Source organism: Corynebacterium timonense (assembly GCF_900105305.1).
GTDB lineage: Bacteria > Actinomycetota > Actinomycetes > Mycobacteriales > Mycobacteriaceae > Corynebacterium > Corynebacterium timonense.
Window position 1 is genome coordinate 336,025 of the sequence record NZ_LT629765.1, and the last position, 12,874, is coordinate 348,898.

General features: G+C 69.0%; 12 protein-coding genes. 10 read left to right on the plus strand and 2 right to left on the minus strand.

Annotated elements, in window-relative coordinates:
• Window position 1: 1 nt before the first annotated feature.
• Window positions 2-1,507: an AMP-binding protein gene (locus tag BLT81_RS01705; protein WP_019193291.1), complete on the minus strand. Its 1,506-nt coding sequence runs from the start codon at window positions 1,505-1,507 to the stop codon at window positions 2-4.
• Window positions 1,508-1,677: 170 nt separating this feature from the next.
• Here BLT81_RS01705 and ndk point away from each other — a divergent pair, with 170 nt between their 5' ends.
• The 9 genes from ndk to proB all read left to right on the plus strand — a co-directional run bounded on the left by ndk (window position 1,678) and on the right by proB (window position 11,254).
• Window positions 1,678-2,088: a nucleoside-diphosphate kinase gene (ndk, locus tag BLT81_RS01710; protein ID WP_019193290.1), complete on the plus strand. Its 411-nt coding sequence runs from the start codon at window positions 1,678-1,680 to the stop codon at window positions 2,086-2,088.
• Between the two features lie 127 nt (window positions 2,089-2,215).
• Complete coding sequence (locus tag BLT81_RS01715) at window positions 2,216-3,919, plus strand: alkaline phosphatase D family protein (RefSeq protein ID WP_019193289.1); 1,704 nt, start codon at window positions 2,216-2,218, stop codon at window positions 3,917-3,919.
• Between the two features lie 112 nt (window positions 3,920-4,031).
• Window positions 4,032-4,616: a TetR/AcrR family transcriptional regulator gene (locus BLT81_RS01720; protein WP_019193288.1), complete on the plus strand. Its 585-nt coding sequence runs from the start codon at window positions 4,032-4,034 to the stop codon at window positions 4,614-4,616.
• A 235-nt stretch (window positions 4,617-4,851) separates the two neighbouring features.
• A complete protein-coding gene (locus BLT81_RS13465) occupies window positions 4,852-5,406 on the plus strand; it encodes a translation initiation factor IF-2 N-terminal domain-containing protein (RefSeq protein ID WP_331712315.1) in 555 nt (184 codons plus the stop codon).
• Window positions 5,403-7,595 (plus strand): Rne/Rng family ribonuclease, encoded by a 2,193-nt coding sequence (locus tag BLT81_RS01730; RefSeq protein WP_331712316.1) that lies wholly within the window; start codon window positions 5,403-5,405, stop codon window positions 7,593-7,595. Before BLT81_RS13465 ends, BLT81_RS01730 begins: the two co-directional genes overlap by 4 nt.
• A gap of 204 nt (window positions 7,596-7,799) precedes the next feature.
• Window positions 7,800-8,105, plus strand: coding sequence for a 50S ribosomal protein L21 (rplU, locus tag BLT81_RS01735; RefSeq protein WP_019193286.1), 306 nt, complete (start codon window positions 7,800-7,802; stop codon window positions 8,103-8,105).
• A 25-nt stretch (window positions 8,106-8,130) separates the two neighbouring features.
• On the plus strand, window positions 8,131-8,454 hold the full coding sequence (gene rpmA, locus BLT81_RS01740; RefSeq protein WP_019193285.1) for a 50S ribosomal protein L27: 324 nt from the start codon (window positions 8,131-8,133) through the stop codon (window positions 8,452-8,454).
• A 115-nt stretch (window positions 8,455-8,569) separates the two neighbouring features.
• On the plus strand, window positions 8,570-10,075 hold the full coding sequence (obgE, locus tag BLT81_RS01745; protein ID WP_019193284.1) for a GTPase ObgE: 1,506 nt from the start codon (window positions 8,570-8,572) through the stop codon (window positions 10,073-10,075).
• 45 nt (window positions 10,076-10,120) lie between these two features.
• The gene (proB, locus tag BLT81_RS01750) at window positions 10,121-11,254 is read left to right on the plus strand and encodes a glutamate 5-kinase (RefSeq protein WP_019193283.1); all 1,134 of its coding nucleotides are present in this window, start codon (window positions 10,121-10,123) and stop codon (window positions 11,252-11,254) included.
• Window positions 11,255-11,272: 18 nt separating this feature from the next.
• On the opposite strand, the gene BLT81_RS01755 is transcribed toward proB, so the two are convergent.
• Entirely contained in the window at window positions 11,273-11,851 is a 579-nt protein-coding gene (locus BLT81_RS01755) for an FcoT family thioesterase (protein WP_019193282.1), read from the minus strand.
• Between the two features lie 79 nt (window positions 11,852-11,930).
• Here BLT81_RS01755 and BLT81_RS01760 point away from each other — a divergent pair, with 79 nt between their 5' ends.
• Window positions 11,931-12,848 carry a D-isomer specific 2-hydroxyacid dehydrogenase family protein gene (locus tag BLT81_RS01760; RefSeq protein WP_019193281.1) on the plus strand — a complete coding sequence of 306 codons (918 nt, stop codon included), beginning with the start codon at window positions 11,931-11,933 and terminating at the stop codon, window positions 12,846-12,848.
• Window positions 12,849-12,874: the final 26 nt, after the last annotated feature.

A 12,874-nucleotide genomic window follows, 5' to 3' on the forward strand; every position in this document is an offset into this window, starting at 1 on the left:
GCTAGGGGATCTCCCGCAGCTCGCGGCGCAGGATCTTGCCAGTCGGGTTCTTCGGAATCTCGGGCAAGAACTCCACCGCGCGGACCTTCTTGTACGGGGTGACGCGCTCGGCGACCCAGTCGATGAGGTCCTCGGCGCTGACCTCGGCGCCCTCGCGCTTGACCACGAAGGCGCGGGGGATCTCCAAGCCGTCGCGCTCTTTGCCCACGACGCCGACGTCGGCAACGTCGGGGTGGGTGAGCAGCAGCGCCTCGAGCTCCGCCGGGGCGACCTGGTAGCCCTTGTACTTGATTACTTCCTTCGCGCGGTCGATGATGCGCAGGCCGCCGTCGTCGAGGACGCGCGCGATGTCGCCGGTGCGCAGCCAGCCGCCCTCGATGAGCGTTTTCGCCGTGGCCTCCTCGTTGTTGAGGTAGCCCTTCATCACCTGCGGGCCGCGGACGAGCACTTCGCCCTCCTCGCCCTCCGGGACGTCCTCGAGGGTGTCGATGTTGACGATGCGCAGCTCGGTGTCCGATACAGGCTTGCCGACGGTCGAGTGGTCCGCATCCCCGTGGAGGTTGAGCGTGACCAGCGGGGACGCTTCGGTCATGCCCCAGCCCTGCACCATCTTGGTGCCCAGGCGGTCTTCGACGGCGCGCATGATGGGGGCGTCGATAGGCGCGGCCGCCGTGACCATGAGCTTGGAGGCGGCGAACCAGGCCGGGTCGATGGAGGGGGTCTTGGCCATGGCGATGGCCATGGGCGGGGCGATGAAGGTGAGCTCGATGTCATGCTCGCCGTGGGCGCGCAGGAAGAGCTCGAGGTCGAACTTCGGCATGGTGAACAGGTGCTGGCGGCGGCACAGTGGCGCGAGCATGAGCACGGTGAGGCCGTAGATGTGGGAAAACGGCAGGACGGAAAGCGTCGGCGCTTTCTCGGCGATGCCGCAGCGCTCGAGCATGTCGACGACCTGGACCATGTTCGACGTCAGGTTCCGGTGGGTCAGCTGCACGCCCTTGGGCAGGCCCGTGGTGCCGGAGGAAAAGGGCACGGCGGCGACCGCGTCGGGGTCGACGGTGATGTCGGGGGCGGCGAGGGCCCGCTTCTGGATGGCGTTGAGCTCCATGGAGAAGATCTGGGGGATGTCCTCCAGGTTGGTCGGGCCGATGAAAAGCTTCGAGTCGGAGGCCTCGACGATGTGCTCGACGTCCGCCTGGTTCATGAGCATGCCGACGGGGTTGACGGTCGCGCCGGCGCGCCAGATGCCGAAGAGGCCAGCGACGAAGTTGATAGAGTTGGGCACCTGCAGCGTGACCACATCGCCCGCGCCGATGCCGCGGGAGGCGAGCTCGCCGGCGATGGACTCCGCGTACTCCTTGAGCTCCCCATAGGTAGCGGTGACGCCGGTGGTCAACTCTGTGATGGCGGGCAGGGCGGCGTCGGCCTCGGAAAGGTCGCCGAACGCCAGGCTGAACACGTCGGTGCTGGGGTAGTTCAGGCCGGGGTAGGGGCTGGAATAGATCATGGTGTCCTTTCGGGTAAAGTACAAAAGTGTGGTGCGCGTCGCATATGGGTGACGTGTGTATCACACGTTACTCGCGAGGGTGGGGGCGCGTGGCCATCTCGTATTTTCTCCCGGTGTCTCCCGGTGTCTCGGTCGGCTAAGGCGGGGCCAGTCACGTACCATGGGCGACCATGACTGAACGCACTTTGATCCTCATCAAGCCGGACGGCGTGGCCAACGGGCACGTCGGCGAGATCATCTCCCGCATCGAGCGCAAGGGCCTGCGCCTCGTGGAGCTGGACCTGCGCACCGCGGACCGCGAGACCGCCGAGGCGCACTACGCCGAGCACAAGGACAAGCCCTTCTTCGGTGAGCTCGTCGAGTTCATCACCTCCGCGCCGCTCATCGCGGGCATCGTCGAGGGCGAGTCCGCCATCGCCGCGTGGCGCCAGCTCGCCGGCGGCACCCACCCGGTGGAGAAGGCCACCCCGGGCACGATCCGCGGCGACTTCGCCCTGACCGTCAACGAGAACGTCGTCCACGGCTCCGACTCGCCCGAGTCCGCCGAACGCGAGATCGGCATCTGGTTCCCGAACAAGTAGCACCGGCGCGGTCCCCGCACCGCCGCCGTGCGCCGTCTATGAACCCGGAGTGAAACTCGCGTGAATACTTGAGGCGCCGCGCGCGGAGCGGTTGCGACGGCCGGGGAAGCGCGAAGAATAAGGTTTCGTGTCGTCTTCCAATATTTCCCGGTTCTCGCTTCCTCGTCGCAATTTCCTCGTCGGCTCTGGCGTCGCCGCGGCCAGTGTGGCCGTCGGCCCGAGCGCCGCAGCCCAGTCCTCCTTGTCGTCTGCGCCGATTACGGGGGCGCGCCCGCTGCCCGGCGCCCCCGAATCCCCGTACTCCCATTTCATGCACGGCGTCGCCTCGGGCGACCCGACCCCCGAATCCGTCATTTTGTGGACCCGCGTCACCGTGGGCCCCGAGGCGATGCCGGGGTCGGGGGTTGGTGAGGACGCGCGCGTGGCCTGGGAGGTAGCCACGACCCCGAAGTTCACGGAGATCGTCCGCGCCGGCGAGGTCGTCGCGTCGGCCGGTTCGGACCATACCGTCCACGTCGACCCACATGGCCTCGCGCCCGCGACGGTGTACTACTACCGCTTTAGCTTCAACGGCGTGTACTCGCCGACGGGTCGCACGAAGACGGCCCCCGCCTACGACGCGCAGCTGGACCAGCTTTCCTTCGCTGTGGCCTCGTGCGCGAACTGGGAGTCGGGGTACTTCGCCGCCTACCGGGACATGGCCGAGCGCGGCGAGCGCGACGAGTTCGACGCGGTGGTCTTCCTCGGCGACTACATCTACGAGTATCCCGTCGGCGAGTACGCCGGCAAAAGCGGCGTGGCGCGCCCGCACTCCCCGGAGCACGAGACCATCACTCTGGCGGATTACCGCATCCGTCACGGCCGCTACCGCCAGGACCTGAACCTGCAGCGCGCCCACGCCGCGGCGCCCTGGATCGTGGTGTGGGACGACCACGAGACCGCCAACGACTCGTGGCGCGAGGGCGCCGAGAATCACACGGAGGGCGCGGAGGGGAGCTTCATCGCGCGCCGCGACGCCGGCCAGCGCGCCTACTTCGAGTGGCTGCCGGTGCGCGCGACGCTGCCCTCGGAGGGGGGCCACATCTACCGCAGCCTGCAGTTCGGCAACCTGGTCAACCTGACGATGATGGACCTGCGCACCTACCGCGATGAGCCGCCGTCACGCGTCGACGCGTACGCGGAGGGGCGCACGATGCTGGGCTCTGAGCAGTTCGAGTGGCTGACCGCCGCGGTGCGCACCTCGACGGCGAAGTGGAACGTCATGGGCAACTCGGTCATGGTCGCGCCGATGGTGCTGGGCCGGATGCCGGAGACGAGCTCGAACGCCATCATTGCCAACCAAATGCTGGGGCGCTTTTCCACGCTGGTCACCGGGGTGCCGGTCAACACCGACCAGTGGGACGGCTTCGCCTCCGCTCGGGCGCAGCTTTTCGACGTCCTCGCCGCCGACGACGCCCATGTCCTCTTCCTCACCGGCGACATCCACACCGAGTGGGCGAACTCGGTGGTCCACAACGGGCGCGAGCTGGGGTGTGAGCTGGTGACGGCGTCGATTAGCGCGCCCAACGTCGATGAGTGGGTGACGGAGACGGTGCGCGTGTACACGCCGCAGCACAGCCCGATCACGCGCCTGGCGCAGGATTTCGTGCGCGGGCAGAACCCCTGGGTCAACCACGTGGACCTCGACGCGCACGGCTACTCCGTCGCCCGGATCCGGCCGGACGAGGTGGCGATGGAGTACTACCGCGTCTCCGACGTCGAGCACCCGGAGGCCCCGGTGGGCCTCGCCGTGAGCAAGCTGTGGCGCGTGGGCGCGGGCTTCGTCTCGTAACCCCGAGCGCTCTCATCCCGACGCCGACCCCCTTGTAGGTGTGGTAGCTCACTCCGATTCGTCTATTGTGCGCAAAACGTATAAGTTTGAGCGCATAAGAAAGGGGTTGGATGTGAGCAACGAGATCCGTGGTGCGGAACAGGCGCGTGCAACGAGTAAGCGCAAGGCCATCCTTGACGCGGCCACGTCGCTGATGGTGGCTGGGGGGCTGCGTCGCGTGACGCACCGGCAGGTCGCGGCGGAAGCTGGCGTCCCCGTGGGATCCGTTGGCTACTACTACTCCAGCCGCGAACAGCTCATCGATGTCTGCTTCAGCGAGATCCACATGCGCCGTCGCGCCGTCGCGGAGACGGTGCTTGCCCAGGCGACACGCGGGCGCAGCAAGCGGGAGGTCGCCGAGGACGTCATCGCCATCGCCACGGCCGGCCACCCCGAGGGCGTGCCCGGGCTCGTGTACTCCATCGTGGACGCCAAGCGCGAGCTCGAGGACCCCATCCGGGCCCGGGTGAACGAGCAGATTTCGCAAGCATTCGAGCTTATCGACGCCCTCCTTGAACGCTCCGGCTACTCCAACCTCACTGCCCGCGGAGCCGCACATGCCCTCATCGGGGCGGGCGCTTTGGCGGACCCGCAGCACGAAAACTCCCACGATTGCGCCCGCGCCGCGCTCGTTGCGGCTCTTGAGGCCACGCGCTAGAAGCGCAGCGGCACAGGCTGTGCCACAATGAAAGTCACGTTTCGCGTGTCGGCGCCCACGGAGGGCACCCCCGCGACGCGCACAAGCTTTCATATGTACGCTCCCGCGGCGGGCGGGTACCGCGCGGCGGCGGCGAGAACGGCCACACGGCACCGAGCCACATCGCACTCGGCCACATGGCGCTCGGCCTGCGCCCGGTCCTGTCCCCCGCGGGCGATCACACAGGAGAATGTTCGTGGCATCCAAGGACAACTCACGCCCGGATCGGTCCGCCGCAGCGCGTGACTTCGACCGCACCCAGCTCGGCGAGAAGACCCGCGTGTTCCAGCTGGCCAAGCAGCTCGGCCTGCCGTCGAAAGACCTCGTCGTCGCGCTCAACGAGCTCGGCCTCGTCAAAGTCGCTCAATCCACCCTGACGAAGGCCGAAGCCGAGCAGCTTCTCGACGCCCTCGCGGCCGCCCCCGCCGATGACGGCGACGAAAAGATCCGCCGCCGCGTGCGCAAGGACGTCGAAAACGAGATCAACCAGATCGAGGAGAAGGTCGACGCCGAGCTGGCCAACGAGGAACCGCTCGCCACCGAGGAGCCGCTCACCAACGTTGAGCCCGAGGTCACGCCCGCGCCGCAGACGCGCGGGTCCTCCTCCCACGCCCCGCTGTTCAAGCCGCCGGCCCGCGCCGAGCGCCGGCGCGCGAGCCGCCCGGCGGACGGCAGCTCCCAGGAGGCGACGCGGGAGGGGGCGTCGACACGCAGGGCGAGGACACCGACGACACCGACGACATCGAGGTGATCGACGAGCCGCGCGGCATCAAGGGCTCGGCGCGCCTCGAGGCGCAGCGGCGCCGCCGCTCCGAGCGCCGCGAGGAGGGGCGCAAGCGCAGCCGCATCGTCTCGCAGGCGGAGTTCCTGGCGCGGCGCGAGTCCGTCACCCGCACGATGGTCGTGCGTGAGCGCGACCGCCACGACGGCCACGGGCGCATCACCCAGGTCGGCGTCCTCGAGGACGGGCTGCTCGTCGAGCACTTTGTCACCTCCGAGCAGCACGCCTCGCTGATCGGCAACATTTATCTCGGGCGTGTGCAGAATGTCCTGCCGAGCATGGAGGCAGCCTTCATCGACATCGGGCAGGGGCGCAACGGCGTGCTCTACGCTGGCGAGGTGGACTGGAAGGCCGCCGGCCTCGGCGGGCGCTCGCGTCGCATCGAGCAGGCGCTGAAGTCGGGCGACCAGGTCGTGGTCCAGGTGACCAAGGACCCGGTCGGGCACAAGGGCGCGCGGCTGAGCACCCAGATTTCCCTCGCCGGGCGCTACCTCGTCTACGTTCCGGGCGGGCGCAGCGCCGGCATTTCCCGCAAGCTGCCCGCGCCCGAGCGCAAGCGCCTCAAGGAAATCCTCGGCCGTGTTGTGCCGGGCAAGGGCGGGGCGATCATCCGCACCGCCGCCGAGAACGTCCCCGAAGACGCGATCGCCGCCGACGTCAACCGCTTGCACGCGCAGTGGGAGGCGATCCAGGAGAAGGCGGAGCAGGAAAAGAGCTCCAAGGGGGCTAAGCCGGTCACCCTCTACGAGGAGCCGAACCTTCTGGTCAAGGTCATCCGCGACCTGTTCAACGATGACTTCACCGAGCTGGTCGTCGACGGCAAGCGCCCCTGGAATGTCGTTCACGCCTACGTCAGCAACGTCGCCGCCGACCTGGAGGACAGGCTGGTCAAGTACGACCGCAGCGAGCACGGGGGCGCCGACGCCTTCGAGACCTACCGCATCGACGAGCAGATCCAGAAGGCCCTGTCACGCACGGTGTGGCTGCCCTCGGGCGGCACGCTTGTGATTGACAAGACCGAGGCCATGACCGTCATCGACGTCAACACCGGCAAGTTCACCGGCTCCGGCGGCTCACTCGAAGAGACCGTCACCCGCAACAACCTCGAGGCCGCCGAGGAGATCGTCCGTCAGATGCGGCTGCGCGACCTCGGCGGGATGATCATCGTCGACTTCATCGACATGATCCTGCCCGAAAACCAGGAGCTTGTGCTGCGCCGCCTGAAAGAGGCGCTGGGCCGCGACCGCACCCGCCACCAGGTCTCCGAGGTGACCTCCCTCGGCCTCGTGCAGATGACCCGCAAGCGGCTGGGCACCGGCCTGCTGGAGACGTTCTCCACCCCGTGCGAGACCTGCGGCGGCCGCGGGATCCTGCTCAGCGAGGACCCCGTCGACGACGAGCAGCAGGCGGAGGAAGTCCGAGAAAAGGCGCACGCGGGGCAGGAAGAGCCGAAGGGCACCAACGACAACGACAACGACGGTGCGAGCACCAACGCGCGCGAGCGTCGCGACATCGCCGTCGACGACGACGCCCTGCGCAAGCTCGCCGACTCCGTCGTTGGCGGGGTCGTATCGGACGACGAGGCCGAGGAAGAGTCGCCCTCCCGGGGCCGGCGCCGTGGGCGCCGGGGCGGCTCGCGCGGCCGCGGGCGCGGGCGCGGCGAGGACGCCGAACAGCCGACGAAGGGCGAGCAGGCGGACCAGAAGCCAGCGACCCCCGCGACGAAACCCGCCGCCAAGAGCTACGAGGAGGCGGTGAAGGAGTTCGAGTCCTCCCCGCGCCGCAAGCGCAGCACCCGCGGCAACTCGCGCTCGGACCATGCGCCGCGCCGCGAGGACTTCGAGGGCGACGGCGGCAGCGCAGAAGGCACAGACAGCGGGGCGAGCGGAAAGGACGCCGCACCCGCCCACGCGCGCGGCTCCGCGGAGGCGCCGCGCCGCGGCCGGCGGCGCGCCGTGCGCCGCTCGCGCAGCACCGCCACCGAGCAGCAGCCTGCCCAGCAGGAGAAGCAAGAGAAGCCCGAGGAACGCGAGCCGGCGTCCCAGGGGGCGCCGGCCGGCGGTGGGGCGGCAAAGAAGAAGCAGCAGCAGCGCGCGGGCGGCTCGTCGGGGCCCCGGGGCAGGGGCCGGAGGAGGGCGACGCGGAAGCGGACGTCGTAAAGCGAAAGCCGCAGGCGCTATTTGGAGTTCACGGCGGCGACGTAGTAGTCTTTGACAGTCGCTGTTTCGAGGTGAGGGTGCCTCGTTGCCCACGCATGCGGGCACGGTGCCGGAAGGGTGCCTCGGAACGCTTGAAATACACTGTTCCACACGCTTTCCGTAGCATGCCGGAGGCGTACGAGTAGAGATAAGGGGTAACCCTCTATGTACGCGATCGTCAAGACCGGCGGCAAGCAGTACAAGGTTGCCGAGGGCGACCTGGTCAAGGTCGAGAAGCTCGAGGGTGAAGCTGGCGCGAAGGTTGCGCTCACCCCGATCCTTCTCGTCGATGGCGCAGATGTCACCTCCGGTCAGGATGCACTGTCCAAGGTCAACGTTGAGGCTGAGATCGTCGAGCACGGCAAGGGCAAGAAGATCGACATCCTCAAGTACAAGAACAAGACCGGCTACAAGGTTCGCCAGGGCCACCGCCAGCCGCTGACCACCATCAAGATCACCGGAATCAACTAAGACGTCCCACTAAGGAGAGAAAGACATGGCACACAAGAAGGGCGCATCCAGCTCCTCCAACGGTCGTGACTCTGAGTCCAAGCGCCTCGGCGTGAAGCGCTTCGGTGGCCAGCAGGTCAAGGCCGGCGAGATCCTCGTCCGCCAGCGCGGCACCAAGTTCCACCCGGGCGAGAACGTCGGCCGCGGCGGCGACGACACCCTGTTCGCTCTCGCGGCAGGCTCCGTCCAGTTCGGCATCAAGCGCAACCGTCGCATCGTCAACATCGTCCCCGCCGACGGCGCGGGCGTGTCCTCCGAGGTCCTCGAGGCCGCTGAGGCTGCCGGTGTTGTCGAAGGGGCGACTGCCTAAGCGCACCGCCTCGCAGGCGCCGCGGACCGACGGAGGTCCCCGGCGCCTTTGTCATGTTCCCGCCCCGCCCCGGTAGGGTGGGAGGCCACGAACAAGCAAGAGAAAGGCGTGCACCATGGCCCAATTCGTCGACCGCGCCGTCCTGCACCTGCAGGCCGGCGACGGCGGGCACGGCTGCGTGTCCGTCCACAGGGAAAAGTTCAAGCCCCTCGGCGGGCCCGACGGCGGCAACGGCGGCCACGGAGGCGACATCGTCTTCGAGGTCTCGCCCCAGGTGCACACGCTGCTCGACTTCCAGTTCCACCCCCACCTCAAAGCCAAGCGCGGCAACAACGGCGAGGGCGACCACCGCAACGGCGCCCGCGGGGACGACCTCGTCCTCCAGGTGCCCGTCGGCACCGTCGTGCGCTCGGCGGACGGGGAGATCCTCGCCGACCTCACCGTGCCCGGCACCCGCTTCGTCGCCGCCGAGGGCGGCTTCGGCGGCCTAGGCAACGCGGCGCTGGCCACCGCGAAGCGCAAAGCCCCCGGCTTCGCCCTCAAGGGCGAGCCCGGCGAGGCGCACGACCTGATCCTCGAGCTGAAGTCGATGGCGGACGTCGGCCTCGTCGGCTTCCCGTCGGCGGGCAAGTCCTCGCTCATCTCGGTGCTCTCGGCGGCGAAGCCGAAGATCGCTGACTACCCCTTCACCACACTCCAGCCAAACCTGGGCGTGGTCAACGTCGAGCACGACACCTTCACCATCGCCGACGTGCCGGGCCTCATCCCCGGCGCGAGCCAGGGCAAGGGCCTCGGCCTGGACTTTTTACGCCACATCGAGCGCACCTCCGTGCTCGCCCACGTGGTGGACGTGGCCACCATGGAGCCGGGCCGCGACCCGCTGAGTGACATCGACGCCATGGAAGCCGAGCTGGGGGAGTACGCCGCCGCGCTCGACGCGGACACCGGCCTGGGTGACCTGCGAGAGCGCCCCCGCATTATCGTGCTCAACAAGATGGACGTGCCCGAGGCGCGCGAGCTGGCGGACTTCCTTGAGCAGGACATCGCCGAAAAGTACGGCTGGCCCGTCTACACCATCTCTACCGTCACCCGCGAGGGGCTCAACGAGCTGAAATGGGCCCTGTGGGAGATCGTGCGGCGCGCCCGGAGGGCGCGCCCGCGCTCCGAGGTGGCGCCGGCGCCGCAGGTCATCCGCCCGCGCGCCGTGGACGCCGGGCGCTCGGGCGGCGTCGAGGTCGCGCCCGACCCGGAGTTCGAGGGCGCGTGGCTTGTCACCGGCGAGAAGGTCGAGCGCTGGATCCGTCAGACCGACTTCGAGAACGACGAGGCCGTCGGCTACCTGTCCGACCGCCTGAACAAGGCCGGGGTGGAATATCAGCTGCGCAAGCTGGGCGCGAACGAGGGAGACACCGTCACCATCGGGGAGATCTCCTTCGACTGGGAGCCCTCGATCGGCGGCGACCCGACGCTCGCCGGGCGCGGCCAAGACGCGCGCCTGGGCGGCACGTCTCGGCCCTCCGCGGCGGAGCGCAAGCGCGCGTCCCAGGCCCGCCGCGGCCTCATCGACGAGTACGACTACGGCGACGGCCAGGAAGCGGACCGCGAGCGCTGGCAGGGCTAGCGGTGTGAGGAAGCTCGGCGGGGCTCCGGGCTAGACTTACACCCCATGACGCAGGAGATGACCCAGGAGACGCTTCGCTCGCACATCGCCACCGCCCGCCGAGTGGTGGTCAAGATCGGAACGTCCTCCCTGGTCAACCCGGATTCCTCGGTCAGCCGCGAGAAGATCGACAGCATCGTCGACGCGCTCGAGGCGCGCATGGGTGCGGGCAGCGACGTCATCGTGGTCTCCTCGGGCGCGATCGCCGCCGGTGTCGCCCCGCTCGGGCTCAAGGCGCGCCCCCGCGACCTGGCTACCAAGCAGGCGGCGGCCGCGGTGGGGCAGGTGTACCTGGCGCAGACGTGGGGGGCGTCCTTCGCCCGCTACGGCCGCACCATCGGCCAGGTGCTTCTCACCCAGGCGGACGCGGGCCGGCGTGAGCGGGCGCGCAACGCCCAGCGCACTATCGACCGGCTGCGCCAGCTGGGCACCGTGCCCATCGTCAACGAGAACGACACGGTGGCCACCTCCGAGATGCGCTTCGGCGACAACGACCGTCTGTCCGCGATCGTCTCCACCCTCGTCGGCGCGGACGCTCTCGTGCTGCTTTCCGACGTCGACGGCCTCTACGACCGCCCGCCCGCCGACCCCTCCGCGCGCTTCATCCCCGAGGTGCGCACCGGCAACGACCTCGCGGACATCGCCGCGGGCGACGGCGGCCGCTTCGGCACCGGCGGGATGGCGGCGAAGGTCTCCGCCGCGCGCCTGGCCACCCGCGGGGGAGTGCCCGTCCTGCTTACCTCGGCCGAGCGGATCTCCGAGGCGCTGACGAGCGCGGAGGTGGGCACCGTCTTTCACACCCGGCCCTCGTCGCAGCTCTCCGCCTGGAAGTTCTGGGCGCTCTACGCCGCCGACGCGGAGGGCGTGCTGCGCCTCGACGCGGGCGCCGTGCGCGCCGTGACCAGCGGGGGGACGTCGCTCCTCGCGGTCGGCATCACCGAGATCGAGGGCGACTTCCAACGCGGCGACATCGTCGAGATCCTCGGGCCCAACGGGGAGGCGGTCGGCCGCGGCGAGGTGGCCTATGACGCCACCGAGCTCCAGCGCATGCTGGGAAAGCAGACCTCGGAGCTCGACGTGAGCCAGCGCCGCGCCGTGGTCCACGCTGACTACTTGTCCAACTTCGCGTCGCGCCTGTAGCGGCGCGGCGCGCTCGCGCTACTGTGCGGCGAGGTGGTCGAGGCTGGCCTGTGGGACGTCGACAAGCGCGAGGCGGACCTCGCCGGACGCCGCGCCGCCGTTGGGGTCCTCGAAGGCGATGGCGGTGTGGAGTTTGACGATGCCCTTGTGCAGGCGCGACAGGTCGGTGCCCACGATCTCGAACACGGCGGAAAAGTCGGTGGGGTCGATGGGGCGCGAGTAGTGGCCGTTGTTGTCCTGGATGAGGATGCTGGGCAGCTGGCGCTCGAGGTAGTCCTGCATGGTCCAGCCGCGGAACAGCCCGACCTCGCCGCTGCGCACGGCTGCCGCGAGCGCCAGGTACATGAGCTGGTTGTAGCAGATCTGGAACTCGACGGCGTTGAAATGGCCCGTCGCGTCGATGTAGCAGGGCTCGGGGATGCTAAACGACGCCCGAGCGCGCACCCTCTCGCCCTCGGCGTACTCGCTGGGGACGGCGTCTCCCGTGGGCAGCTCGACGGTCGCGTCGCCGAGGTAGACGGTGTTGGTGCCCTTGTAGGGGTCCAGGATGGTGGAGTGCAGGTCGTCCCCAGCCTTGATGGTGACGGTCGTGGTCATGGTTTTAGCCTTTCTCTTATACGTCGCGTATAAGGCAATGATAGGTGTGCCCGCGCGCCCGCCGCTAGATTGGGAAAGCATGAAGTTCGCTTTCCTGCCGAAACCTTGGGACCAGCCCGTCGCCGAACTCGAGGCGGCCGGCCACACGCATGTCGCCCTCGAGGACAACCCCGACCTGCTGCTGTTCCGCGGCGGCCCCGAACATTTCCCGGAGCGTCTGCCGGAAAGCGTAAAGGTGGTGCAGGTGTGCTATGCGGGCGTCGAAGCGCTCGTCGAGGCGGGCACCCTCGCCGCCCACGACGTCCGCTGGGCCAACGCAGCCGGGCTGTACGACGACACCGTCGCGGAATCCACCCTCGCGCTGCTTTTGGCCGTCCTGCACCGGCACAAGGCGGTGAGCCGGGAGTGGAACAACCTCGAGCTGTTTACGAGCACCCGGTACCTCTTCGACTCCACCAGGCTCGCCCTCATCGGCGCCGGCGGCATCGGGGCCACGCTGATCTCGTACCTCGCGCCCTTCGGGGTCGAGGTCACGGCGGTGAACCGTTCCGGTCGCCCCGTCGAAGGCGCGGCACGCACCCTCGCCATGTCCGACCCGGAGTTTCCCGCCCTGTGGGGCGAGGCCGACGTCTTCGTCCTGCTCGCGCCGCTGACCGAGGAGACGCGCCACATCGTCGGCGCGGACGCGCTGGCCCAGATGAGGAGCAACGCCGTGGTCATCAACGTCGGGCGCGGCCCGCTCGTGGACACCGAGGCGCTCGCCGACGCGCTGGAGGAGGGAAGGATCGCCGGCGCGGGCCTCGACGTCACAGAGCCCGAGCCGTTGCCCGCCGACCACAGGCTGTGGGACCTGGACACCTGCGTGATCACCCCGCACACCGCCAACATCCCGCGCTACATGAAGGCCCGCATCGGCGGCCTCGCGCTGGAGAACTGGGAGCTCTTCGCCGCCGGCGAGCGGATGCGCACCGAGGTCGAGGTGGAGCGCGGATACTAGGCAGGGCCGGGTCGCCTTGCCCCTCA

What these genes read in the sequence shown, in the direction of transcription:
- proB (WP_019193283.1), top strand. Translation starts at nt 10,121, where the DNA reads ATGACGCAGGAGATGACCCAGGAGACGCTTCGCTCGCACATCGCCACC.
- BLT81_RS01760 (WP_019193281.1), top strand. Translation starts at nt 11,931, where the DNA reads ATGAAGTTCGCTTTCCTGCCGAAACCTTGGGACCAGCCCGTCGCCGAA.
- BLT81_RS01705 (WP_019193291.1), bottom strand. Translation starts at nt 1,507, where the DNA reads ATGATCTATTCCAGCCCCTACCCCGGCCTGAACTACCCCAGCACCGAC.
- BLT81_RS01755 (WP_019193282.1), bottom strand. Translation starts at nt 11,851, where the DNA reads ATGACCACGACCGTCACCATCAAGGCTGGGGACGACCTGCACTCCACC.
- ndk (WP_019193290.1), top strand. Translation starts at nt 1,678, where the DNA reads ATGACTGAACGCACTTTGATCCTCATCAAGCCGGACGGCGTGGCCAAC.
- rpmA (WP_019193285.1), top strand. Translation starts at nt 8,131, where the DNA reads ATGGCACACAAGAAGGGCGCATCCAGCTCCTCCAACGGTCGTGACTCT.
- rplU (WP_019193286.1), top strand. Translation starts at nt 7,800, where the DNA reads ATGTACGCGATCGTCAAGACCGGCGGCAAGCAGTACAAGGTTGCCGAG.
- obgE (WP_019193284.1), top strand. Translation starts at nt 8,570, where the DNA reads ATGGCCCAATTCGTCGACCGCGCCGTCCTGCACCTGCAGGCCGGCGAC.